Consider the following 22,662-nt stretch of genomic DNA (forward strand, 5'->3'; position numbering starts at 1 on the left):
ATAAACTTGATTTAGGTCAGTGTTCCTTGCCAAATATGGTCAGTAAAGCTGACCTAAAGAGAGTTGCCATGACCGTCCAGTGGAATGATTTGATTGTGCGCGATGCCCGTGCACTGACCGCATCGGAAATCCGTGATTTGCTCAAAGTGGCGGATCGGCCGGAGATTATTTCGTTCGCGGGCGGTGTGCCTGATCCGGCCCTTTTCCCACTTGATGCTTTTCGCACGGTCTATGACGATCTGACGCAGGACGACGCGGCTGGTCGGCGCAGCCTGCAATATTCCATCAGCGAAGGTTTGCCTGCCCTTCGGCACTGGATTGCCGATGACCTTGCGTTAATCGGGGCACCGCGCAGCATTGAAAACATCCTGATCACCAATGGTGCGCAGCAGGGGCTTGATATGCTGGCGCGCTTGTTGTTGGAGCCGGGCCGCGAAATCGTGGTCGAAAAACCAAGCTACCTTGGCGCGATGCAGGCCTTTTCGATGCGCCGCCCGACCTATGTCGGGGTTAATATGGATGCGGATGGTCCGGTGATTGCCGAACTTGATGCGGCCTTTGCCGGTGGTGCGCGTATTGCCTATCTTGCCCCGGATTTTCAAAACCCGACCGGGCGTTCCTATACGCTGGAACGGCGTTTGGCCGTGCTTGAAATCGCGCGTAAATACGGTGCGGCGATTTTGGAAGATGCAGCCTATTCCAAACTGTCCTATGAAGGCGATGTTCTGCCTTCCTTACTCGCCCTTGATGACGTTGGGGATGATCAAAACGCTGGCACGGTTATTCAACTGGGCACGTTTTCCAAAACACTTGTGCCCGCCTTGCGCATTGGCTGGGTCTGTGCGCCGCGTCCGGTGATTGAACGGTTGGTTCTGATCACGCAGGCCGGTAATTTACATGTCTCGACAATCAATCAGGAAGTCGCCCTGCGCGCGGCCCGCAAACTGTTCCCGGGTCACCTTGATACAATACGCGATGCCTATCGGGCAAAGCGCGATACCATGCTGGCGGCCATGGATGAATTTATGCCAGGTACCGTGTCTTACACCCGCCCCGAAGGCGGCATGTTCATCTGGTTGACCTTGCCTGAAAACATCGACAGCCGCCAATTGCTGGCGCAGGCCTTGGAAGATGCCAAGGTTGCCTTTGTCCCCGGACAGGCGTTTTTCTGTGATCATTCCGGGCGCAATACCGCGCGGCTAAGCTTTGCCACCGAAAAGCTGGATCGCATCCGTGACGGGATCGAACGCTTGGCATTGCTGATCAAGCGTGTGCACAATCAGTAACGTGCGATCAAAGAAGTCCGGAGGATCAAAATGAACATTCAGCGCAATGCCTCAAAACCCACCGTCAAAGGAAACCCGGATTATTTTACCGGGCAAGTACGCCTTGATAATCCGTTTCAAACAACTGATCCCGCGCGGGTTGGCGGAGCCACGGTCACGTTTGAGCCGGGCGCACGCACCGCATGGCACACCCATCCGCTGGGCCAGACCATCATCATCACCAGTGGTCTTGGCTGGGCGCAGCGCGAAGGTGGCCCCCGCGAAGAAATCCGCCCCGGCGATATCGTCTGGTTCGAACCGGGTGAAAAGCACTGGCACGGTGCGACCGATGCAACCGCCATGACCCATATTGCAATTGCAGAGGCGTTAAATGGCGTTGCGGTCGACTGGCTCGAAAAGGTTACAGATGACGATTATCTGACCGAACGCGGATCATAACATCGCCGATGAAAAAAAAAGCCCGGCAGCAGGAGAAATCCGTGCGGCCGGGCTTTTGCTGTTTTGGAAGATGGCCTGTTAAGCTTGCCCCATCATCGCCCTAAGCAAAAGCGACGCCGCGCCCAGAACAAGGATGCTGCCGATATAAAGGCCAGCAAACCAAAGTACCCGTCGTGCTTTCGGTGATTTGACTGTAAACATCAATGATACCCCTCATCCCCGACCTTGCCGCGAAACACCCAATAGGCATAAGCGGTATAGGCAAATATCACCGGCAACAGGATTGCTGCCCCAACCAGCATAAATGACAGGCTGTTGTCCGGGGCAGCCGCCTCGCGGAAGGTGATCATTGGCGGCACGATGTTGGGATAAAGCGTGATGCCAAAACCAAGGTAACTTAGGAAAAATATGCCAAGCGTGATGCCAAAAACCGTTTTTTCCCGGTGCGATACCGCATGCCAGAGCCAGAATAAAAGGGCTGCTGTAATCAACGGAATTGGGGCCAGCATCAACATGTTGGGCATGTCAAACCAGCGCGTGGCATAGGCCGGATTAACATAGGTGGTCATCAGCGACACCACACCAAGATTGGCCGCCATCCAGATCACCGCCGGTTTGGCAAGGCGGCGCAGGCTGCCCTGAAAATCGCCTTCCATTTTCATGATCAACCAGCCGGTACCAAGAAGCGCATAACCGACCACAACGGCGGTGGCGCAAAAGATCGAAAACGGGCTCAGCCAATCCATCGCCCCGCCAACAAACCGGCCATTTTCAACCGAAATGCCCTCGATAAATGCACCCAGCATGGCACCCTGCATGGCCGCTGCAATGATGGACCCGGCCGAAAAGGCAAAATCCCAGTGTTTTTGATGGTTCTGGCTTTTGAACCGGAATTCAAACGCCACCCCGCGAAACACAAGGGCCAGCAACATGGCAAAAACCGGAATGTAAAACGCCGTCATCAGCAAGGAGTACGCCTTGGGGAAGGCGGCATAAAGCCCGCCACCGCCCAGCACCAGCCAGGTTTCATTGCCGTCCCAGATCGGGGCGACGGTGTTCATCATCCGGCCACGTTTTTTGGGGTCCTTGATGACGGCAAACAGAATGCCAATGCCAAGATCAAAGCCATCAAGCGTGACATAGGCAAACACCGCAACCGCAATCAAAAGAACCCAGATAAGCTGATAATCCATGATTATTCTCCTGCCTGCGGGGGATTTTGGGCGGCAACCGTGCGGCCACCGGCGCGCAGAACTTCGTCCTTGGGCGCATGTGCATGGCGCGGATCATGGTTCATGGCACGCAGGATATAGGCCGTGCCAACCCCAAAGACGATGGTATAGACAATCACAAAGGCTATCAGCGATCCGGCAATGGCGGTGGGGGCAATCGGTGATCCGGCATCCGACGTGCGCATCACCCCATAGACCACCCATGGCTGACGCCCGATTTCGGTGGTGAACCAGCCCGCCAGAATGGCGACAAAGCCACTTGGCCCCATGACAAGGGCAAAGCGATGCAACCATACGCAGCTAAACAGCGTTTTGCGCAACCGGGCAAACAGGCTGACCACACCAAGCAATGCCATCAAAATCCCCATGCCAACCATCACGCGGAACGTCCAGAAAACGATGGTCGCATTAGGGCGATCTTCGGGGGCGAAATCCTTTAACCCGGTAATCTTGCCGTGCCAGTCATGCGTCAGGATCATCGACCCCAGTTTGGGAATTTCAAGCGCATATCTGGTTTCCTCGGCCGCCATGTCAGGCCAACCAAACAGGATCAGCGGCGCGCCATTCTGGGTGTCAAAATGGCCTTCCATCGCGGCAACCTTGGCCGGTTGATGTTCAAGGGTATTAAGCCCGTGCATGTCGCCGGCCACGATCTGGATCGGGGCGACGATGGCCGCCATCCACATCGCCATGGAAAACATGATGCGTGCCGGGCGGTTTTGCCGATCACGCAGCAAATGCCATGCGCCAACCGCACCAACCACAAGGGCGGTCGTCAAAAAAGCGGCAAGAACCATGTGAACCAAGCGATACGGGAAGCTTGGGTTAAAGATCGCATCCCACCAGCTGGTCACAACCGCCCGGCCGTTTTCGATCATGTAACCATCGGGCGTCTGCATCCAGCTGTTGGCTGATAAAATCCAGAACGCCGAGAATAACGTGCCAACCGCCACCATGGTTGTCGCGGTGAAATGCAGTTTCGGGCCAACACGGTTCAACCCAAACAGCATGATGCCAAGGAAACCGGCCTCAAGGAAAAAGGCGCTGAGCACTTCATAGGCCATCAACGGGCCAATGACCCCGCCGGTGAATTCCGAAAACGGTCCCCAGTTGGTGCCAAACTGATAGGACATCACAATGCCCGACACCACGCCCATGCCAAACGCCAGGGCAAAGATTTTCACCCAGAATTTATACAGCGCAAGATAGGCGTCATCACGGGTGCGTAGCCAAAGGGCCTCAAGCACAAACAAAAAGCTGGCAAGCCCGATGGTGAATGACGGGAATATGATGTGGAACGAGATGGTAAAGGCGAACTGAATGCGTGCCAGTATTTCTGCATCAAGCATGTGCATGGTCCTTCAATTGGGTTCAGAACCTAAGCGAAGCCACCCGACAAATCCGCGTCTCCTGAAGGTTGCAGGGCGCTCTTTCGCGACCGGGATGTGCGACGCGTCGGCATCAACTGTCCCGGGGTTTGTGCCGTTAGAAAGATCAATAAAACCTTATGTGTACTGCCGCATTGCGATTGCGCAATTTACACTTGGAAAAACTATCATTTCCGACTTAATCCAGCGTTGGCGTGATCACTGTATGGGGGGGATCTACCATAAAGGCGGTTTGCTAGAGGGCATTGTGCACATACTTCTTGCGACGGGTTGTGTCTTCTCCTAATGGTTGTTTGGTGTGTGGGGAATAAAATCTAAAGGGCAGGTGAGATGTCAGAGGGGGTGGCTGAGAAAAACAATGGGAATTCTGTAACGCCAAAGTTTGAGCACTGGGTGGTTTGGGAGAGCTGCATTGTCTTAAAGAAAAACCTTTCGATTGTTTTTACCGCATTGCTTGCGCTGGCTTTTGTCGCCGCGTTTGAGCTTTGTGTCGTATCTACGTTGGAGTTGCATCCAATGTTCCGGCCTGGAATGCCGAACCTGCCGTTTGCTCTGCTACGATGTCTGCCGGTAATAGCCGTCGTTTACGCTGTTCATGCGACAGTGTTTGATAATTGTTCTGGCTGGTCGGCATTTGTAAAAGAAAAGCGTGCGAGTTTCTTGGCGTTTGGTGCCAGAGTTTTTCTTATCTTTTTGATCTTGTGTGTTTTTGGACTTTTTATCCAATTCCTGTTTATCGCTTCGGGGTTAAAGCCCGGTGATCATTTGACGGGTGGCTTGGCATTTATAATTATCATGCTCAGTATACCCTTTGTCATTGGTGCTACCGTTTTCTCTATTCTGTTTTGCACTTGGCCAGTTTCAGTGGTTTGGTCGAAAGATGCCTCGTTCCAGCGCGCTCTGAAACGCGGCAAAAAGACGTTTTGGTATGTGATTGGGCGGAGCTTGATTGTCATGCTCCCGATGCAGGTTTTCCAGCTGGCGATTGCAGCTATTTTCTTGCCTGCTATTGTGTTTTTCTTTGGTTCCGGTGACACAACAGAAATGATTTCGCGGTTTGGCTTGAGTATATCTGTAAGTTTAATTGGTAGCCTGGTCGCAATCCTATGGTGCATCATGCTCGCCGTGACAATTTCTCGAGCCCTCATAATTGGCGATGCACGTTTGGCCGCGGACGAGGAAGAAGGCCTCAGCGACGCAGCGGGTTGATCAGTCTAAAGGTGAAAGACACAGCTTCTCCAACGCCAGCGAACTTTGCGTCTGTGTGCGTTCCTTGTGGCGCAGGACCATGAACTTGCGCGGTGGGATGTGAATCCTGCGCGCGCAAGGCGGCCTTGAGCAATCAGCGAACTGACCGGAAATTGCGATTGCAATCATGAACACAGCCGGTTCGGCACTTTTTACCGCTGCCCTGGTCCCTATTGTTTCGGTCCTTGGGGTAAGAACCTACATTCTGGGTGAATACCGTTTAAATGTGTTGCAAGAAGAAGCGGTTCCCTCGAAAGGATAGTTGTGACGCCTGTCACTGGAAGCCGGTCATGGAGTCCCTAATCTTGGGAGCAGGGCGTTTAAAAAACAACCGTGATCGACAGAAGGCAGCAGGCAATGAGTAGTGCAGCACCAACCAACCAACTAGATCAGAAAGATCAGGCCACGGATAACGAGGGAAGACCCGAATTTGAAAGAGGGCTGTGGCACCAAAGCTTCAAGGATGCCATCGGCATGGCGCAGTTGCTTTTGTCGGCTGGTTTTGTGGTTGCGCTTCTACAATTGGCCAAGTATCTCAAGCTGTTGGCGGGCATTGGAGATCCCGACGGTCTGGTGCTTGAAGGACTCACATTTTCGATCTGGATCATTGTTGGTTACATTGTTCTACGGAATGTGTTGGCACATTACATCGGTCCGGAAATGTTGCCAGAAATCCGAAGAAGTACGGTTGCACTGTATTTTGGCATGACCACGGCAATTCTGCTGATTTCATCAATTCCGTCCATGCTGCTCTATTATTTTATGTTTCCAGGGATCGTTCACAGCATCCAGCATTTGGCGATGGCAGGTGTCGGTGGTGGTGGGTTGTTGTTTGGTGTGCAATTTATTGCAGGGGTCGCTTTTTTGATCTCTTTTGCATTGTGTGCGGGTGTCGCCGGAACGCTTTTGCCACAGCTGGTTCTCGAACGGAGGGTATCCTTGCGCTGCTTTATGCGCCGGGCTTTTGATTCTTTTGGCTATGTCTTGGTCGCTGTTGCGGGCAGTTTCATTGGCTGTGCCGTTTTGAAGTTTGCCGCGGCAATACTGACAATATGGTTTATGACTTGGACGCCTGAATATCGGCCGTTCGGTTTGAATATCGCATGGCAAGGCTTTTTGGGTGCCAATCTTCAACTCTTTTTCACTGCGTTGATGATTGTCTTGGTCATGAATGCCGTGGTTCGCGCCTACGTAACTGGTGAGCAACATTTGGCCACGGCCAACCAGAAGGTTGAAAGTACCAGTTTTTCCTCGCAGTAGATCAGGCCCTAGTGATCGTCGCGCGTGCTACGCGCCTTCGTTTTGGAACACTAGCAACAAGATGCAGGCAACAGCAGCCCCAACGATTAAACGCTTTGGGCCAGACAAAGCTTCTCCAACGCCAGCGAGCTTTGCGTCTGTTTGCGTTCCTTGTGGCGTAAAACCATGAATTTGCGTGGTGGGATGTGAAATCCTGCGCGCGCCAGTCGTCCTTGGGCAATCAGCGAGCTGACGGCAAATTGCGATACGGCGGTGGCACCTGATCCGCTTTCAACGGCGGTAATAATCGCCTCGTTACTGGGCAGGACAAGCGCGGTTTTAAGCCGCGTCGGATCCACGCCAAGATCGCGCAAGGCACTTTCAAATTCTGATCGTGTCCCGGACCCGGCTTCGCGCAGGATCCAGTTTGACTGGGTCACCAGTGCCTGCGGGGTGAGCGGTCGGCCATCGGCCCACGGGTGCTTTGGGCCGACGACAATGACAAGGGCGTCTTCGGCAACTTCGCGCTTGGCCAGCGCCGGTTCGTCAATGTCGCCTTCGATAAAGCCAATATCGGCCGCCCCGCCGCGCACCGCATCCGATACGGTTTTGGTATTGCCAATCGTCAGGTGAATTTCAATGCCGGGATACTGTTCATGGAAGTTCATCAAGAACGGCGGCAGCCAGTAACTGGCAATCGTCTGACTGGCATAGACATTCAAATCACCACGTTGCATGCCGCCAAGTTCTGCAAGGGTGAGTTCGGCTGCACGCGCACGCGCCAGTGTCGCCTTGGCTTCATCCAAAAACAGCCGCCCGGTTTCGGTGAGCTCAATCCGCCGTCCCACCCGGTTAAACAGCGCCACGCCATAAAACCCCTCAAGGTTCTTGATCGCCGAACTGACCGCCGATGGGGTCAGACCAATCGCCTCGGCCGCGCGGGTTAAATGTTCGCGCTCCGCAACCGCAACAAAGATATGGAGCTGTTCGAGCGTCATCATGACATTGGCCTGTTCGATATCGTGTTTGAATATAATCATTCGATTTTATCGAATGAAATATGAATTTTTATTCGATGGAAGTAAATGGTTGAGCATGTGATTTTCGGCTTGTCCCTAAATTACAGGCAAAACATGTTTTTTAACGCCCGCATCAAACCGATCCTGCCCGGACTTATGCTGACCCTGCTGGTTGCCTTTGCGGCCAAGCTGGCCGAGCATGCTGAGCATGTCTTGATGGGGCGTGGCTGGGTGGAAAGTCTGGTCTTTGCCATTTTGATCGGGGTGGTGGTGCGGTCGATCTTTGGCTTGGCACCCGTGTTTTGTGCGGGCGTGCAGTTCTGTGCAAAGACGATGCTGGAAATTGCCATTGTCTTGCTCGGTGCATCGATCAGTACGCAGGCAATGAGCAATGCGGGCGGGGGATTGATTGCGGCGATCATTGCCACGGTCTGCATCAGCCTGTTTGTCAGTTTCCACATTGGCCGCGCACTTGGCCTGTCAAAGCAACTGTCAATGCTGGTGGCGTGCGGCAATTCGATTTGTGGTAACTCGGCGATTGCTGCGACCGCCCCGGTGATTTCAGCAAAGTCTGATGATGTTGCAGCGTCGATTGCCTTTACCGCCGTGCTGGGTGTGCTGTTTGTCTTTGCCTTGCCGTTGGTTCATGTCGCGCTTGGCTTGTCGCCAGCACAATACGGCATCTTTTCCGGGCTTACGGTCTATGCCGTGCCGCAGGTTCTGGCCGCAACCGCACCGGCGGGGGCGCTTGCAGTACAGGTTGGCACATTGGTCAAGCTGATCCGTGTTCTGATGTTGGGGCCGGTGATTTTTACACTGGCCTTGATGGGGGGACGGCAAAACAATATCCGTCTTCCGATCACCCAGGTCGTGCCATGGTTTATTGTCGGGTTTGTGGTGATGATGGCGTTTCGGTCGTTTGGGCTGCTGCCCGACATTGCATTGCTGCCCATGCGCACCGCGTCTTCTTTCCTGACGATCCTTGCCATGGCGGCATTGGGTTTAAGTGTCGACATCAGAAGCGTGATGCATGTTGGTGGCCGGGTCATTGCCACAGCCATTCTGTCCTTGCTGGTGTTGTGCACGCTTGGCTTGCTGGTATTGATAATCCTGACCTGATAGCAAAAAGGGCCGACGCCGTTTAAACCGGCGTCGGCCCTTTGCTTGGTCATATCCCAACGACACCTGTCGGACTATTGCATGTAGGTGTTGCTGTCATTCATGACGATGATCGAAGATGCAACAAGCTCGCGTTCTGTGAACAGCCCGGCTGCGTCCATCTCCCCGGCGACCGAAATATGGTCCCCGGTTTGGATTTTCTGATGGGCCTGACCATCCGCACTATTTTCCGGTACTTCGCTGGAATCAACAGTGATGGTGGTGTGGCCCGTGGAAAGGGCTATTTCGTCTTCACGAACTTCTGTCACTTCGCCTGTAAGCGTCACCCACTCTTCACCAGTTGCAAGGCCGTTGCTGTTGACAAAGCCAGTACGGTCCTCGCCGTTGGTGTAATAGGCACCGCGCTCAGGCAGGAAGATTGACGTGGCAACGACTTGTTTGTCGGTGAAAAATCCTTCGGAAACCTCACCGTTTACCCGAACCTGATCTCCTGTCCGGACAAAGCCCTCGTCGAACCAGTCATAATCAGACATGTCGACTGCAATTTCGCCGTCGCCATAGTTCATCGTGAACTGGTCACCGGTAATTTCTTTTACGGTGCCCGAAAGATGAACAGATTCCGACTCATTAAGAGTGGCGCTATTTTGCTGCATCGACTGTTGGGTTTCATCAGGGACCTGAGGATTATCTTTCTGTTGGCCTGCGGCCAAAGCGGGCGTTGCACCCAGTGTAAGTGCAGAAAGGGCGGTCAAAGTAATCATTGAGCGGCGCATGATAAATGCTCCTTTTCTCATATTGGAATTCATATCCGGGCGCTTGGCGTCCCGGGGTCGATTTCCAATTGCAGAACACTTGCCATCGCCTGTTTGTTCCAAATTTTTTATACCGTGCAAGGGGTATAAAAAGCAGGCGGCATAAAAAGCAGGGGGCATAAAAAAAGCCCGCTGCCCTGGTGGGGACAGCGAGCAAGGAGGAAGATGCCACGGAAACATGAAGAGGCATCTTCTGGCATTGCCTGGATATGTCATCGGGGTAGCGATAACGTCCGCGCAATGCCGTGGGTAGGGAGAATATCCATCGTCGCAGTGTGATGTTGGCCATCTGGCGGTTCATCAAACTGGTTTAGCTGTCGATTGGTTCCTTTTCCTCGGCGGTCTTTAACGCCTGCCATTCGGCATCGCTAAACACCCGCGACCGGGTTAAAAAGCGTTTGCCTTCGGGGCCTTCAAGCGAAAACATGCCGCCGCGTCCATCAACAACGTCAATGATCAGTTGCGTGTGCCGCCAGTACTCGAACTGTGCGCGGCCCATGTAAAACGGGCTGCCGTCAATCTCGCCCAGAAGCACATCCTGATCACCGGTTTTGAATTCACCATCGGGAAAGCACATCGGCGCACTGCCATCACAACACCCGCCTGACTGATGAAACATCAAGGGACCGTGAATGGATTTAAGCTTGCCGATCAGCGCAATGGCCGCATCGGTTGCGGTGACTCTGTCAGGTATTTTGTCTGATCTCGTCATCTTCACCTCTGTCTTTCGGAAAGGTGACCGGACGCGGGATGGTGGTTCCGCGCCCGGCTGGGAATAAACCCCTTAGATCAGAAGAAGCCCATCGGTTTGGGATCGTAAGACACCAGAAGGTTCTTGGTCTGCTGATAGTGGTTCAGCATCATCTTGTGGTTTTCACGCCCGATGCCCGACTGTTTGTACCCGCCAAAGGCCGCATGGGCCGGATAGAGGTGATAACAGTTGGTCCAGACACGCCCGGCCTTGATGTTGCGGCCAAAGCGATAGGCACGCGTGCCATCACGGGTCCAGACACCGGCCCCAAGGCCATAAAGCGTGTCATTGGCCAGATGAAGCGCTTCGGCGTCATCCTTGAATGTGGCGACCGATACCACCGGGCCAAAGATTTCCTCTTGGAAAATCCGCATGCGGTTATGGCCCTTAAAGATCGTCGGCTGGATATAGAACCCATCCGACAAATCCCCACCAAGGTCGGCCTTGTCACCGCCGCACAAAACCTCGGCACCTTCTTGTTTGCCGATATCAAGGTAGGAGACGATTTTTTCCATCTGTTCGTTTGATGCCTGTGCACCCATCATGGTGTCGGTATCAAGCGGGTTGCCCTGTTTGATGTTGGCAACGCGCGACAGGACCGTATCCATGAACTTGTCATAGATGTTTTCCTGAATAAGGGCGCGCGACGGGCAGGTGCAAACCTCCCCCTGATTAAGCGCAAACATCGTCAGGCCTTCGGCGGCTTTCTGACGGAAATCATCGTCTTGGGCCATGATGTCGTCAAAGAAGACGTTGGGTGATTTGCCACCCAGTTCCAGTGTCACCGGAATGATGTTTTCCGATGCATACTGCATGATCAGGCGCCCGGTGGTGGTTTCACCGGTAAAGGCGACCTTGGCAACCCGGTTGCTTTGCGCCAGTGGCTTACCTGCTTCAACGCCAAAGCCTTGCACGACGTTGAGCACACCTGCGGGCAGTAAATCACCCACCAGTTCCATGAGCACACAGATCGATGCCGGGGTCTGTTCTGCGGGTTTCAGGACCACGCAATTGCCCGCCGCCAGCGCCGGGGCCAGTTTCCATACCGCCATCAGGATCGGGAAGTTCCATGGAATGATCTGACCAACAACGCCAAGTGGTTCGTGGAAGTGATAGGCAACCGTGTTGTCGTCAATCTCGCCAAGCGATCCTTCCTGTGCGCGGATGGCACCGGCAAAATAGCGGAAATGATCAATCGCCAGCGGAATGTCAGCCGCCATCGTTTCACGCACAGCCTTGCCGTTGTCCCATGTTTCGGCAACCGCCAGCATCTCAAGGTTCTGTTCCATGCGGTCGGCGATTTTATTAAGGATATTGGCCCGTTCCGTGACCGATGTTTTGCCCCATGCTTCGGCCGCCGCGTGACCGGCATCAAGGGCCTTTTCGATGTCCTCGCTTGAGGACCGGGCGATTTCGCAAAATACCTTGCCATTCACGGGCGAGACATTTTCGAAATACTGGCCTTTGGTCGGGGCGATCCATTCACCGCCAATATAGTTTTCATAGCGCGATTTGAAGCTGACGACGCTACCGGCATCATTTGGATTCTTGTAGATCATTTTGGTTCCTCCGAGATCCACAGGCGATTTTTTCGCCCGTTTTTTAATTGTGACCCCACCAGTCCCGCAAAGGTCATGCCATTTGGGCGCCACACGCCGGATCAGACAAAAAACGATGATTTTTCAGGTGGATGGAGAACGTCTGAAACGATAGGGGGCGCCAAGGATGTGCTCGTTTTCTTGGCGCAGGTGGAACAAATTGTTCCGTTTATGGAACAGGTGCCATTGCGCGGTGGATTGGGGCTGAAACGGGTTGGCGTGACAGGGGTTTGATGTGGTAATATCTGGCCTGTGATCGGATGCGGCATAAGCCGCGCGCCGGACGTTCCGGGTCAAAACGCCGACAACAGGGTCGAAACTCATTCACATAACCGCCCCGGCAACTGATATGAGAGAAAAAGCTAGGAAAAGCCCGCAGCGCGGGGTGATTCCCGGTCAAGGGATTTGACGCAGAGTTTTCTCTCATATCAGTTGTCCTTCGGATATCCCGAATTTGCACGGGCAATTTTGTCGCAAAGTCTTGAAAGATATAAATCTTCCTGTGACTTTGCTCCGCATATCCGCACAAATTCGGGAGACCGGGGTGGTCATGTGAATGAGTTTCGACCCTTGGGAGATAACGTCTATGTCAGGAAATTTTTCCGGCGGACGGATAGAAGCCGCCTTGCAGCTAAGCGGTGCGGCGCAAAATCGGGCCGTCCTTGAAAGCTGGCAACGGTGTGAACAGCGCTTTGGTCTGGCGCATGATACATTGCGCCGTCCCGAAGTCATGCCCGAAAGCCAGACCCGGCAATTGCGTGACCGAAATGGGCGGCTGTATCACCATGCCCATGATCTTGTGCGGACCCTGTATCGCAAGATTGATGCATCGGGTTATGCGGTGTTTCTGACCGATAATAAGGGGGTGATCCTTGACAGTGTGGCGGCCCATTCGTTGCTGCCGGCCTTTCGCACCAACGGCCTTTTGCCCGGTGCCGTCTGGAGCGAGGAACGCGAAGGCACCAACGGCATTGGCACCTGCATTGTTGAAGGCCGTGCAATCACCATCCACAAGGATGAACATTTTCTGTCGCAACATTCCGCCCTGACCTGTACTGCCGCCCCGGTGTTTAGCCCCGATGGTGAAGTCTGTTCGGTTTTGGATGTTTCGGCTGTGCGCGATGATATCAAGCGCACCGATTGCCTGCGGGTGCGCGGCATGATTGCCGATTATGCCGAGGCCCTTGAACGCATCCTGTTTTTTGACGAGCGGGCAGGCGACATCATCCTGCACCTTCACCCTGAATCGCAGCATGTCGGATCAACCCGTGATGCGATGATTTCCATAGCACCCGACGGAACGATCAGTGGGGCGACATCCATGGCGCGCCGTATCTTGCGCGCCGCCAGCAGTTCCAGCGACATTCGCGACGTCTTTGAAATGGATGTCGACAGTTTGCTGGCAAAATTCGCCAATCAAAGTGCCGGTCGCAAACATCTTCATGCTGACATTGGGCGCGATCAGGCCGATCCTGCAATGGCGGTTAACATTGCCGGGGGCGGGGTGCTGTTTGGCAGTATCACCTTGCCTGAAAAACTGCGCCGCCAATTCGTCGGGCGGGCAACATCAATGCCCATACCGGTCAAACCGGTGCACGCACCCACGCCCGAAACTGAAATGCCCGATCATGATCCGGCCTTGCGCCGTATTTTTGATATCGGGTCGCGACTGCATGCGCGCGATATCAATATTTTGATGTCGGGTGAAACCGGCAGCGGCAAGGAATATCTTGCCCGTCACATCCATGATGCGGCGGTGGGGAAATCACGCAATTTCGTGGCGATCAACTGTGCGGCCCTGCCCGAAGGGCTGATTGAAAACGAACTGTTTGGTCATGCCGGTGGCGCCTTTACCGGGGCGGCGCGCGACGGCTTTGGCGGGCGCATCCGCGAAGCCAATGGCGGCACGCTTTTTCTTGATGAAATCGGCGATATGCCACTTTCCGCTCAAGGGCGGTTGTTGCGGGTTCTGGAAAATCGCACGATTGAGCCGCTGGGCAGTACAAAATCAGTCCCGGTCAATTTCCGTTTGATGTGCGCCAGTAATGTCGATTTGGCCAAGGCGGTGACGAACGGCACGTTCCGCGAAGATTTGCTCTATCGGATCAAGGGTGCCCGCCTTGCGGTCCCGGCTTTGCGCGAACGCAGCGATCTTGCCGATTTGATCACCCGGTTGCTGGGCAGCATGGCCGCAGGTGTTACCTGCGATGAGGAAGTTCTCGCCATGCTGGTCGCACACCGCTGGCCGGGCAATGTGCGCGAGTTATTGAATATGTTGCAATATGCCTGTGTCTTTGCCGAAAACGGCGTGATCCGCCGCGATCATCTGCCTGATGATTTCAAGGTGATGGCGTCAGAGGCAGATGCCAAGATGTCGCCAATGCAGACCATGAAACACGCCGAAGAGGTGGCTTTACGTCAATTGCTCGACGACCAGAAATGGCACATCAGCAACACCGCCAAATCCTTGGGGATTGGCCGCAATACCCTCTATCGCCGCATGGCGCGACTGGGCATCGAAAAGGCCTGATTTTTCTTTGATGGGTGCGGGGGCGGATCGGACAAGGCCGTTTTCTGGGGGCAAGTCGTTCTTTATAGAAGGTTTTCATTGTAGAATGCACCGTTATTGTTTTAAGTAACGGCAGGGTTTTACAGGATTATTTTATGTGTGGAATTGCCGGTTTATGGCTATCTGGGCAAGGTGACGCCAGCCGATTGCACGATACTGTTTCGCGCATGAATGCCGCGTTGCATCACCGAGGACCTGATGGCGGTGATGTCTGGTGTGACACGGAAAACGGGCTGGCCCTTGGTCAGCGCCGCCTGGCAATTATTGATCTTTCCGATGCCGGTAAACAGCCGATGCATTCGGCCAATGGCCGTTATGTCATGGTCTATAATGGCGAGATTTATAACACCGAAGAACTGCGCCAAAAACTTGCCAGTGCCAACATCGCATGGCGCGGCCATTCCGACACCGAAGTCATCGTTGAATGCATTGCCCATTGGGGCGTGCGCGAAACGGTCAAGCGCCTGATTGGCATGTTCGCCATCGCCCTTTGGGACCGGAACGCCCAAAAACTGACCCTGGTGCGCGACCGTTTGGGGATCAAGCCGCTTTATTGGTCGCGCTATGACGGCAATATCGGCTTTGCGTCCGAGGTCAAAGGATTGCTTGCGGGCAACGCGATTTCGCGCGAAGTCAATCATTCCGGGCTGGAGGCCTATTTACGGTTTGGCTATGTGCCGTCGGGCCATTCGATCTATGCCCACGCCAAGATGCTCAAACCCGGTCACATTCTTGAAATTACCGGGCACGATCAGGCCTCCGAGTTTGCCTATTGGTCGGTCGAGGATGCCGTGCTTAATGGTCAGAACCACGCCTGGAGTGGTGACGATCAAAGTGCGATTGACGCGCTTGAAGATTTGCTGCGCGATGCGGTTTCGCGCCGCATGGTGGCTGATGTTCCGCTCGGCGCGTTTTTATCGGGCGGGATTGACTCATCGACCATCGTCGCCCTGATGCAATCGGTCTCCGACCGGCCGGTTAAAACATTTTCGGTCGGGTTCGAAGACGCCGCCTTTAACGAAGCGGCCTTTGCCGGGGAAGTCGCGCGTCACCTTAAAACCGACCATACCGAACTTTATGTCACCCCGCAGGACGCCCTTGATCTGGTGCCCAAACTGTCGGAAACCTATGACGAGCCATTTTTTGACAGCTCCGCCATCCCGACCTATCTGATTTCCGCCCTGACCCGTAAGGAAGTCACCGTGGCCCTGTCGGGTGATGGCGGGGATGAGACATTTGGCGGCTATACCCGCTATCTTTGGGCCCGCCAATTAAGCAAGGCCGCAGGCAGCATTCCGTTTGGCGCCTCCATGGTGGCCCGTATGCTAACCATGCTGTCGCCCGAACAGTGGGACAATCTGGTCGGGCTGGTGCCGGGCGGGAGTGCGACCAGTGCGATTGGCGATAAAATCCATAAGGCAGCACCACTTCTGGCGATCAAGGACGATCTGGATCGCTATCACGCGCTGCTGTCCTTGTTTGACACCGACAAATTGCTGGGCCGTCGTGAGGGCCGCAAGAAAATCCGCGTGCCGGGCGAAAAGTTCTGTCGCAATCGTAATCTCGATTACGTGTCCTCAATGCAGGTCATGGATACGATGATGTATATGGTCGATGACGTGCTGACCAAGGTGGACCGCGCATCGATGGCCAATTCGCTTGAGGTCCGCGTGCCCTTCATCGATCACCGGGTGATCGAATTTGGCTGGCGCCTGCCGGCACATTTGAAGCTGAACGGGTCAGTTGGCAAATATGCCGTCCGTCAGATTTTGTATAAATACGTCCCGCGTGAATTGATCGACCGGCCCAAAACCGGGTTTGGCGTGCCGCTGGCACAATGGCTGCGCGGCCCCTTACGTGAATGGATGGGTGACCATCTGGCCAATGATGCGCTGTATAACGATCTTGGGCTGGATCGCCGCTATATTGATAGGCTGCATCAGGAACATATCTCAGGCCGTCGCAACTGGGGTCATCAGCTTTGGACCATTGCCATGTTGTCTGACTGGCAACAACGCTGGCTGACATAACCATCTGATACCCGTCCATTTCTGTTGTGCGTTTAAACCCGTCTGCCTGTCAGGCGGGTTTTTTTGCATTTTTTCATTCGCGAAATTTACCAAAGCAGGCCGGGTTTTGATGCTATACGACACGTGTGTCTTCATGGGTTCCGTTCCCTCAATCGCAAAAATGTCACAATTCGAAACTTGTAAATTTTCGAAAATGAACTATTTATGGCGATACCAACCCATCAAACGCAGAGAGAACCGCAATGCCCGGCACGTCAAATTCTGGCACATCAAACTCCGGCACATCCAATTATGATCTGATCATCATCGGTGGCGGCATCAATGGTGCCGGGATTGCCCGTGATGCCGCCGGGCGCGGCCTGAAGGTTTTGCTGTGTGAACAAAACGACCTTGCCAGCGCGACCTCCTCGGCCAGCACCAAGCTGATCCACGGTGGTCTGCGCTATCTCGAACATTATGAATTCCGTCTGGTGCGCGAGGCGCTTACCGAACGCGAAGTGCTGCTTGGCAATGCGCCGCACATCATCTGGCCGCTGCGGTTTGTTCTGCCGCACCGCAAGGATCTGCGTCCGGCATGGATGATCCGCTTGGGCCTGTTTTTATATGATCATTTGGGCGGGCGTAAAAAACTCCCGGCATCCAAGGGCATTTCATTCGCGTCCCATGTGGCGGGGGAACCGCTGCGTGAGGATGTGACCAAGGGCTTTGTCTATTCCGATTGCTGGGTCGATGATGCCCGTCTTGTGGTGCTCAACGCCATGGATGCCCGTGAATGCGGCGCTGAAATCCTGACCCGCACCAAATGCGTTGGCGCAAAGCAGATGGACGGGCAATGGAACGTCACCTTGCGCGACGCTGATCATGATCAAGACCGCGTTGTGACGGGTAAAATGCTGATCAATGCCGCCGGGCCTTGGTGTGCTGATTTGATCAAACCTGATGGCGGCGCTGTGCAGTCCAAAACCAAGGCGAACATTCGCTTGGTCAAGGGCAGTCACATCGTCGTGCCCAAACTGTTTGACCACGACTATTGCTATATCTTCCAGAATGGCGATGGCCGGATTGTCTTTGCCATTCCCTATGAAAATGACTTCACCCTGATCGGCACCACGGATGTTGATTTTACCGGTGATCCATCAACCGTCAAAATCGATCAGGACGAAGTTGATTATCTGTGCAAACTCGCCAGCGGCTATTTCAAAAAGTCCGTTAGCACCGATGATGTGGTCTGGACCTATTCCGGGGTCCGTCCGCTCTATGCCGGCAATGGCGATGGCAAAAACGCCTCAAAAATTTCGCGCGACTATACCCTCAAACTCGAAGCCAACAGCGACGATGCGCCCGCCCTTCATGTCTTTGGCGGTAAAATCACCACCTATCGCAAACTGGCCGAGCACGCGTTGCAGATCATAACCGATCAGCTTGGCCATAATGATCAACCCTGGACCGCATCGGCACCACTTCCGGGTGGCGACTTCCCCAATGCATCCTTTGACGATGCATATGACGTCTTTGCCAAACGATATAACTGGGTACCATCGGCGATGCTTACCCGCTTGCTGCGGCTTTATGGCACTCGGATCGAAACCATTTTAGGGGCCGCAAACGCCCTTTCTGATCTTGGGGCCTGCTATGGCCATGACCTGTATGAAGCCGAAGTCCAATACCTGATCGATCAGGAATGGGTGCGCGACCTTGATGATCTGATCTGGCGCCGCTCCAAGCTGGGCTTGCGGTTAACTGACGATCAAAAGGCCGTTTTGAAAAAACGACTGGCTGGCGCACAAGCCGACAAGATCGCCGCAGAGTAACTGTTACCCTGACGGCAACCGGAAAAAGGGCGTCAGCCGACAGCTTTTTCAACGCCGGTTTCCATCAGGTTTGCGCGTGTTTCGGCGGCGCGGTCATGTCTTCGCGTTCCGCCGGTGGGATGTCGATGTCTTTTTGCATGACCGTGACATCCAGCGCGCGATAGCCAAGATGACGGTAAAAATCCTGCGTCTTGCTGTTTTCCGAGCGCACCATCAATTGCATGCGCCAAACCCCCTGATCGCGCAGCCAGTTTTCACCGATCTCCATCAATTTCCGACCAAGTCCCGATTTTTGTAAATTCGGGGCAACGGCAAGATAGTAAATCCAGCCACGATGGCCATCGTGACCGGCCATCACCGATCCGATGATGTTATCACTGTTATCTTCCCACACCAGCAAGGTTGCCTCTTTGGATTTAAGGGCAAACCGGACATCCCATTCTGGCGGGTTATAGGGGCGATAAAGGCCGGTTTCCTGCCACAGGTTTGAAATGGCGGGGATATCGGCTTCGGTGGCTGTTCTTGGGGCGGGTTTGATGGTGGGGTCCGACAGCGTGTTGATCATGATGGCGCAATTCATTTCAGGTCAAAGAAAAGAACCATGATGTCACCCCCGACCGAGGTCAAATCGAAATAATTCAGACATTACACTATCCTTCTCATGCCCCGTTTATCGTCGCGTGCCACGTAAAACGCCCCTGAGGCGAAAACCTCAGGGGCGTCGGGGACAGGTTCGGGGTATCGGTTGGGATAAAACCCCCGAACCTTGGGGTAGAGGTCGATCTAAGCCGTTAACTGATCGGGCGTCCGGTCACACGGCTCAATTCCATTTCACGCACAATATCGCCCGCCTTGTTGGTCACCGTCGCGACGTAGGTGCCACGATCGGTCTCGGCGATCTTGCCAAGTTTAAGCTCCCCCTGGCCAAACCGGATCACCATCGCCTGGGCCAGCGTATTCATCTGCGCGTCGGTAAACGAACGGTCAAAACGTGCCTCCTTGTCCGGGCGCGGCATCAATTTGCGAAGCGACCGGCGCTCACCGTGATCAAGGCGTCCTTTTTTGGCGTCAAACGTGACAACGTCCACCAGATCGCCCGCACCATTCACCAGCGAGACATCGATTTTACCGGGCTCGTCGGACAGAAGCGCGTCACCGATTTTAAGGTCGCTCACATTGGACCGCAAAAGCATCGCATCAACAAGAATGCGCGCCTCGTCAACGCTAAGCGGGGTTGCACGTTCGCGGTGCTGTTTGCCAAACATGCCGCGCTTGTCATGGTCACGGTGCTTGCCATCAAAACCAAATTCCTTGAATTGGCCTTGCTCAAGCATTCTGCCGCCATGATGGCCATCACTACCGGCATAGGCCGATGCAACTGGCAGTGCGAGCAAAGTTGACGCAATCAGGGCAGCGGCGATTTTAAGGGATGTCTTACGTTTCATTTTGAACCTCGTGTCGGTGGGGGAGAACGCTATCGAGGTCTGTTATGACGTCTGTTTGTCGCCAAATGATCCCGCAAACAGGGGAAATTGGTCGCAACAATTATCAAAACCGCCAAATGCGACAATTTGATACAAATTGAGGTTTCAGCTGTGTCTGCCAACGCGATAGGTTAGGGGGCTTAACGATTAATGATTGGCAGCGATATATGAGCGACCAGCCCCACATTCTTGTTGTTGATGACCACCGCGATATCCGCGATTTGCTTGGGCGGTATCTGCGCCAACATGAATACCGTGTCACACTGGCATCGGATGGCCGCGAATTGCGCCGCTTGATGGGCGATAACCTGCATCCTGATCTGATTGTGCTTGATCTGATGATGCCCGGCGAAGACGGGCTCAGCCTGTGTCGCTGGTTGCGCGAAAATCATGATGTACCGGTGGTTATGCTGACCGCCCTTGGCGAAGAAACCGACCGGATCATCGGGCTTGAAATGGGGGCCGATGACTATCTGGCCAAACCATTTAACCCGCGTGAACTTCTCGCCCGGATCAAGGCCGTGATGCGCCGCGCCCAAAGCCTGCCCGTCGGGCGCAAGGGACCATCACCAGTCGGCGAGATTGGCTTTGATCGCTGGGTGCTGGACCGGACCCGTCATGAATTGCGTGATGACACCGATGTGGTTCTGCCACTCAGTGCCGGTGAATACGGCTTGCTCTGTGCCTTTGTCGAACATCCCAACATGGTTTTGAACCGCGATCAGCTCCTTGATCTGACGCGCGGGCGCGATGCCATTCCCTTTGACCGCAGCATCGATAATCAGGTCAGCCGCCTGCGCAAGAAAATCGAAAGTGATGCGAAAAACCCGACCCTGATTAAAACCGTATGGGGTGGGGGATATATGTTCACCTGCGAGGTGACAAAGATATGACCCGCCGCCTGATCACGCGCCTTTGGCCCAGAACCCTGACCGGGCAACTGGTGTTTTTGCTGCTGGGCGCGATCATTCTGACCCATGTGGTTTTGGGGATCATGCTGGCCGAGGAACGCCGCGATGCGGTTGCCTCGGAACGACGGGGCAATGCGCTTTGGCGTGTGGCGGCGATTTCACGCATTTTGTCGACCACACCGTCGGAAAACTGGGCGGATGTACTACGTGTTGCCCAGTCGTCACAAACCCGTTTGCGGCTGGTTGAAACGTCAGACGTCGTTAATGCCGATACACTGGTATCACAAGGATTGACTGATCGCCTGAACGCCTTTCTGGCGACCTCGCCAGAGGTACAGGCAAAGGCCGATATTCTGGCAGAAGATGCTTGTTGGGCGGAAAAGCATCATCTGCAAAACATCCGCGAAGAACAGTTTCCCGATGACGGGCGAAAGCACGACATATCGTCCTACAAAGATGCCCGCGACATCGTCAAAGAAGCAATTGATACAAAACATCGTGGTGTTCCTGATCTCGATCAGGATCGTGATCAACCCGATTTGCAGAAACCTGATCACAACCCGCATGGGAAACGCTATGTCCCATGGGCATTGCGGTATCTTGACCGGTTTGATTGTCATGGCGCACCGGTGATGCAGCTTGCCGTGCCGATCTTTTCAACTTTACCCGATAAGATCACCGACGATGGACAACCCAACATCTGGCTCGAAGCGATGATTGGCGGGGTGACACCGCCGCCACGGTTTGTCTTTGATAATGTGATCCGGGTTGTGATGTCGGCCCTTGTCATCGGGATCATCACATTCTTTCTGGCCCGGCGTATTTCGCGGTCATGGGCGGTGTTGACGCGGGCGGCTGACCGGGTCGGGCGGGGTGATTATCCCGAACCGGTGCCAGAAACCGGACCACTTGAAATTCGCCGTGCGGCCAAGGCGTTTAACCGCATGACAGCGCGTCTAAAACGGTTTGTCGAAGACCGCACCAGAATGCTGGCGGCGATTTCGCATGATTTGCGCACGCCGATAACATCCTTGCGGTTGCGCGCCGAATTTGTCGAAGACCCGGAAAACCGCGCACGGATCATTGAAACCCTCAATGAAATGGAACAGATGGTCGAAGCCGCGATGACCTTCGCGCGCGAAGAAACCGCCAACGAGAAAACCCGCAAAATCGATATTGCCGCACTGGTTGAATCCGCGGTCGAAGATCTGGCCGAAACCGGGCGTCCCATCGCATTCTCCGGCGAGGTCACGCCGCGCGTTTACCCATGCCGTCCGCTATCGATAAAACGTGCCTTTGGCAATCTGGTATCCAACGCGCTTGAATATGGGGCCACGGTCGAAGTCGCCATACAGGATGCCGATGATGACGGCCTCTGGATTGAGATATCTGACGATGGACCGGGCATTCCAATTGATCAACGCGAACAGGTGTTTGAACCGTTCTTCCGGCTTGAAGAGTCGCGCAATCGCGATACCGGGGGGATTGGTCTTGGGATGGCCATCGCGCGCACAGCCATTCGGGCCCATGGCGGCGAAATCTATCTTGACGATGCACCGCAGGGTGGATTGCGGGCCCGGATCTATCTTCCGCCTGCAAAATTGTAAACAATATCTCGTGAATTCAGCAGGTTACAGTTTTTTTAAAATTCGAACTTGCATAATTGATGACTGATGGTCATTTGTCTGGCGGGAAAGAGACTGTTTCCCAATTCGCAATTGCGAAAT

At 54.3% G+C, this 22,662-nt stretch carries 19 protein-coding genes; 10 read left to right on the forward strand and 9 right to left on the reverse strand.

The window, feature by feature from the left end; all coding sequences use genetic code 11:
• Positions 1-68 precede the first annotated feature (68 nt).
• Entirely contained in the window at positions 69-1,286 is a 1,218-nt protein-coding gene (locus tag COO92_RS17970) for an aminotransferase-like domain-containing protein (RefSeq protein WP_101304392.1), read from the forward strand.
• Between the two features lie 30 nt (positions 1,287-1,316).
• Positions 1,317-1,724, forward strand: coding sequence for a (R)-mandelonitrile lyase (locus COO92_RS17975; RefSeq protein WP_101304393.1), 408 nt, complete (start codon positions 1,317-1,319; stop codon positions 1,722-1,724).
• A gap of 78 nt (positions 1,725-1,802) precedes the next feature.
• On the opposite strand, the gene COO92_RS22435 is transcribed toward COO92_RS17975, so the two are convergent.
• Genes COO92_RS22435 through COO92_RS17990 form a run of 3 tightly spaced genes read right to left on the reverse strand, consistent with a single transcriptional unit; the run spans position 1,803 to position 4,305 of the window.
• The gene (locus COO92_RS22435) at positions 1,803-1,925 is read right to left on the reverse strand and encodes a DUF2474 family protein (RefSeq protein WP_101304394.1); all 123 of its coding nucleotides are present in this window, start codon (positions 1,923-1,925) and stop codon (positions 1,803-1,805) included.
• Entirely contained in the window at positions 1,925-2,917 is a 993-nt protein-coding gene (gene cydB, locus COO92_RS17985; RefSeq protein WP_476718201.1) for a cytochrome d ubiquinol oxidase subunit II, read from the reverse strand. Before cydB ends, COO92_RS22435 begins: the two co-directional genes overlap by 1 nt.
• 2 nt (positions 2,918-2,919) lie before the next feature.
• Positions 2,920-4,305 carry a cytochrome ubiquinol oxidase subunit I gene (locus COO92_RS17990; protein ID WP_276307572.1) on the reverse strand — a complete coding sequence of 462 codons (1,386 nt, stop codon included), beginning with the start codon at positions 4,303-4,305 and terminating at the stop codon, positions 2,920-2,922.
• 369 nt (positions 4,306-4,674) lie between these two features.
• Here COO92_RS17990 and COO92_RS17995 point away from each other — a divergent pair, with 369 nt between their 5' ends.
• Both COO92_RS17995 and COO92_RS18005 read left to right on the forward strand, forming a co-directional pair.
• Positions 4,675-5,553 carry a hypothetical protein gene (locus COO92_RS17995; protein WP_101304397.1) on the forward strand — a complete coding sequence of 293 codons (879 nt, stop codon included), beginning with the start codon at positions 4,675-4,677 and terminating at the stop codon, positions 5,551-5,553.
• Between the two features lie 396 nt (positions 5,554-5,949).
• Positions 5,950-6,852: a hypothetical protein gene (locus COO92_RS18005; RefSeq protein ID WP_101304398.1), complete on the forward strand. Its 903-nt coding sequence runs from the start codon at positions 5,950-5,952 to the stop codon at positions 6,850-6,852.
• An 86-nt stretch (positions 6,853-6,938) separates the two neighbouring features.
• Here the strand turns inward: COO92_RS18005 and COO92_RS18010 are convergent, their stop codons facing one another.
• On the reverse strand, positions 6,939-7,871 hold the full coding sequence (locus COO92_RS18010; protein WP_240626502.1) for a LysR family transcriptional regulator: 933 nt from the start codon (positions 7,869-7,871) through the stop codon (positions 6,939-6,941).
• A 93-nt stretch (positions 7,872-7,964) separates the two neighbouring features.
• On the opposite strand from COO92_RS18010, the gene COO92_RS18015 reads away from it, so the two are divergent.
• Positions 7,965-8,969 (forward strand): YeiH family protein, encoded by a 1,005-nt coding sequence (locus COO92_RS18015; RefSeq protein WP_101304519.1) that lies wholly within the window; start codon positions 7,965-7,967, stop codon positions 8,967-8,969.
• Positions 8,970-9,043: 74 nt separating this feature from the next.
• Here COO92_RS18015 and COO92_RS18020 read toward each other — a convergent pair whose 3' ends face one another.
• The 3 genes from COO92_RS18020 to adh all read right to left on the reverse strand — a co-directional run bounded on the left by COO92_RS18020 (position 9,044) and on the right by adh (position 12,091).
• Entirely contained in the window at positions 9,044-9,742 is a 699-nt protein-coding gene (locus tag COO92_RS18020; RefSeq protein WP_101304399.1) for an OB-fold nucleic acid binding domain-containing protein, read from the reverse strand.
• Positions 9,743-10,091: 349 nt separating this feature from the next.
• Positions 10,092-10,493 carry a DUF779 domain-containing protein gene (locus COO92_RS18025; RefSeq protein WP_101304400.1) on the reverse strand — a complete coding sequence of 134 codons (402 nt, stop codon included), beginning with the start codon at positions 10,491-10,493 and terminating at the stop codon, positions 10,092-10,094.
• 77 nt (positions 10,494-10,570) lie between these two features.
• Positions 10,571-12,091, reverse strand: a complete 1,521-nt coding sequence (gene adh / locus COO92_RS18030) for an aldehyde dehydrogenase (RefSeq protein WP_101304401.1) — start codon at positions 12,089-12,091, stop codon at positions 10,571-10,573.
• A gap of 625 nt (positions 12,092-12,716) precedes the next feature.
• Here adh and COO92_RS18040 point away from each other — a divergent pair.
• The 3 genes from COO92_RS18040 to glpD all read left to right on the forward strand — a co-directional run bounded on the left by COO92_RS18040 (position 12,717) and on the right by glpD (position 18,540).
• Positions 12,717-14,660, forward strand: coding sequence for a sigma-54-dependent Fis family transcriptional regulator (locus tag COO92_RS18040; RefSeq protein WP_101304403.1), 1,944 nt, complete (start codon positions 12,717-12,719; stop codon positions 14,658-14,660).
• Positions 14,661-14,794: 134 nt separating this feature from the next.
• Positions 14,795-16,729, forward strand: coding sequence for an asparagine synthase (glutamine-hydrolyzing) (gene asnB, locus COO92_RS18045; RefSeq protein ID WP_101304404.1), 1,935 nt, complete (start codon positions 14,795-14,797; stop codon positions 16,727-16,729).
• A 242-nt stretch (positions 16,730-16,971) separates the two neighbouring features.
• Positions 16,972-18,540: a glycerol-3-phosphate dehydrogenase gene (gene glpD / locus COO92_RS18050; RefSeq protein WP_101304405.1), complete on the forward strand. Its 1,569-nt coding sequence runs from the start codon at positions 16,972-16,974 to the stop codon at positions 18,538-18,540.
• 64 nt (positions 18,541-18,604) lie between these two features.
• Here the strand turns inward: glpD and COO92_RS18055 are convergent, their stop codons facing one another.
• Together COO92_RS18055 and COO92_RS18060 are read right to left on the reverse strand one after the other, a co-directional pair.
• Positions 18,605-19,105 (reverse strand): GNAT family acetyltransferase, encoded by a 501-nt coding sequence (locus COO92_RS18055; RefSeq protein ID WP_101304520.1) that lies wholly within the window; start codon positions 19,103-19,105, stop codon positions 18,605-18,607.
• Positions 19,106-19,331: 226 nt separating this feature from the next.
• Positions 19,332-19,985, reverse strand: coding sequence for a hypothetical protein (locus COO92_RS18060; protein ID WP_101304406.1), 654 nt, complete (start codon positions 19,983-19,985; stop codon positions 19,332-19,334).
• 206 nt (positions 19,986-20,191) lie between these two features.
• Here COO92_RS18060 and COO92_RS18065 point away from each other — a divergent pair, with 206 nt between their 5' ends.
• Positions 20,192-20,917 carry a response regulator gene (locus COO92_RS18065; protein ID WP_101304407.1) on the forward strand — a complete coding sequence of 242 codons (726 nt, stop codon included), beginning with the start codon at positions 20,192-20,194 and terminating at the stop codon, positions 20,915-20,917.
• Positions 20,914-22,542 (forward strand): ATP-binding protein, encoded by a 1,629-nt coding sequence (locus COO92_RS18070; protein WP_101304408.1) that lies wholly within the window; start codon positions 20,914-20,916, stop codon positions 22,540-22,542. Before COO92_RS18065 ends, COO92_RS18070 begins: the two co-directional genes overlap by 4 nt.
• The last annotated feature ends 120 nt before the right edge of the window (positions 22,543-22,662 follow it).

It is taken from the genome of Thalassospira lohafexi, from assembly GCF_002844275.1.
GTDB classification, from domain to species: Bacteria; Pseudomonadota; Alphaproteobacteria; order Rhodospirillales; family Thalassospiraceae; genus Thalassospira; species Thalassospira lohafexi.

Bases quoted from the DNA above. Each gene is read 5' to 3' on its own strand.
- COO92_RS17990 (WP_276307572.1), bottom strand. From the start codon at position 4,305: ATGCTTGATGCAGAAATACTGGCACGCATTCAGTTCGCCTTTACCATC.
- COO92_RS22435 (WP_101304394.1), bottom strand. From the start codon at position 1,925: ATGTTTACAGTCAAATCACCGAAAGCACGACGGGTACTTTGGTTTGCT.
- COO92_RS18005 (WP_101304398.1), top strand. From the start codon at position 5,950: ATGAGTAGTGCAGCACCAACCAACCAACTAGATCAGAAAGATCAGGCC.
- COO92_RS17970 (WP_101304392.1), top strand. From the start codon at position 69: ATGACCGTCCAGTGGAATGATTTGATTGTGCGCGATGCCCGTGCACTG.
- COO92_RS18020 (WP_101304399.1), bottom strand. From the start codon at position 9,742: ATGCGCCGCTCAATGATTACTTTGACCGCCCTTTCTGCACTTACACTG.
- asnB (WP_101304404.1), top strand. From the start codon at position 14,795: ATGTGTGGAATTGCCGGTTTATGGCTATCTGGGCAAGGTGACGCCAGC.
- cydB (WP_476718201.1), bottom strand. From the start codon at position 2,917: ATGGATTATCAGCTTATCTGGGTTCTTTTGATTGCGGTTGCGGTGTTT.
- COO92_RS18070 (WP_101304408.1), top strand. From the start codon at position 20,914: ATGACCCGCCGCCTGATCACGCGCCTTTGGCCCAGAACCCTGACCGGG.
- glpD (WP_101304405.1), top strand. From the start codon at position 16,972: ATGCCCGGCACGTCAAATTCTGGCACATCAAACTCCGGCACATCCAAT.
- COO92_RS18010 (WP_240626502.1), bottom strand. From the start codon at position 7,871: ATGATTATATTCAAACACGATATCGAACAGGCCAATGTCATGATGACG.
- adh (WP_101304401.1), bottom strand. From the start codon at position 12,091: ATGATCTACAAGAATCCAAATGATGCCGGTAGCGTCGTCAGCTTCAAA.
- COO92_RS18025 (WP_101304400.1), bottom strand. From the start codon at position 10,493: ATGACGAGATCAGACAAAATACCTGACAGAGTCACCGCAACCGATGCG.
- COO92_RS18015 (WP_101304519.1), top strand. From the start codon at position 7,965: ATGTTTTTTAACGCCCGCATCAAACCGATCCTGCCCGGACTTATGCTG.
- COO92_RS18065 (WP_101304407.1), top strand. From the start codon at position 20,192: ATGAGCGACCAGCCCCACATTCTTGTTGTTGATGACCACCGCGATATC.
- COO92_RS17975 (WP_101304393.1), top strand. From the start codon at position 1,317: ATGAACATTCAGCGCAATGCCTCAAAACCCACCGTCAAAGGAAACCCG.
- COO92_RS17995 (WP_101304397.1), top strand. From the start codon at position 4,675: ATGTCAGAGGGGGTGGCTGAGAAAAACAATGGGAATTCTGTAACGCCA.
- COO92_RS18040 (WP_101304403.1), top strand. From the start codon at position 12,717: ATGTCAGGAAATTTTTCCGGCGGACGGATAGAAGCCGCCTTGCAGCTA.
- COO92_RS18055 (WP_101304520.1), bottom strand. From the start codon at position 19,105: ATGATCAACACGCTGTCGGACCCCACCATCAAACCCGCCCCAAGAACA.
- COO92_RS18060 (WP_101304406.1), bottom strand. From the start codon at position 19,985: ATGAAACGTAAGACATCCCTTAAAATCGCCGCTGCCCTGATTGCGTCA.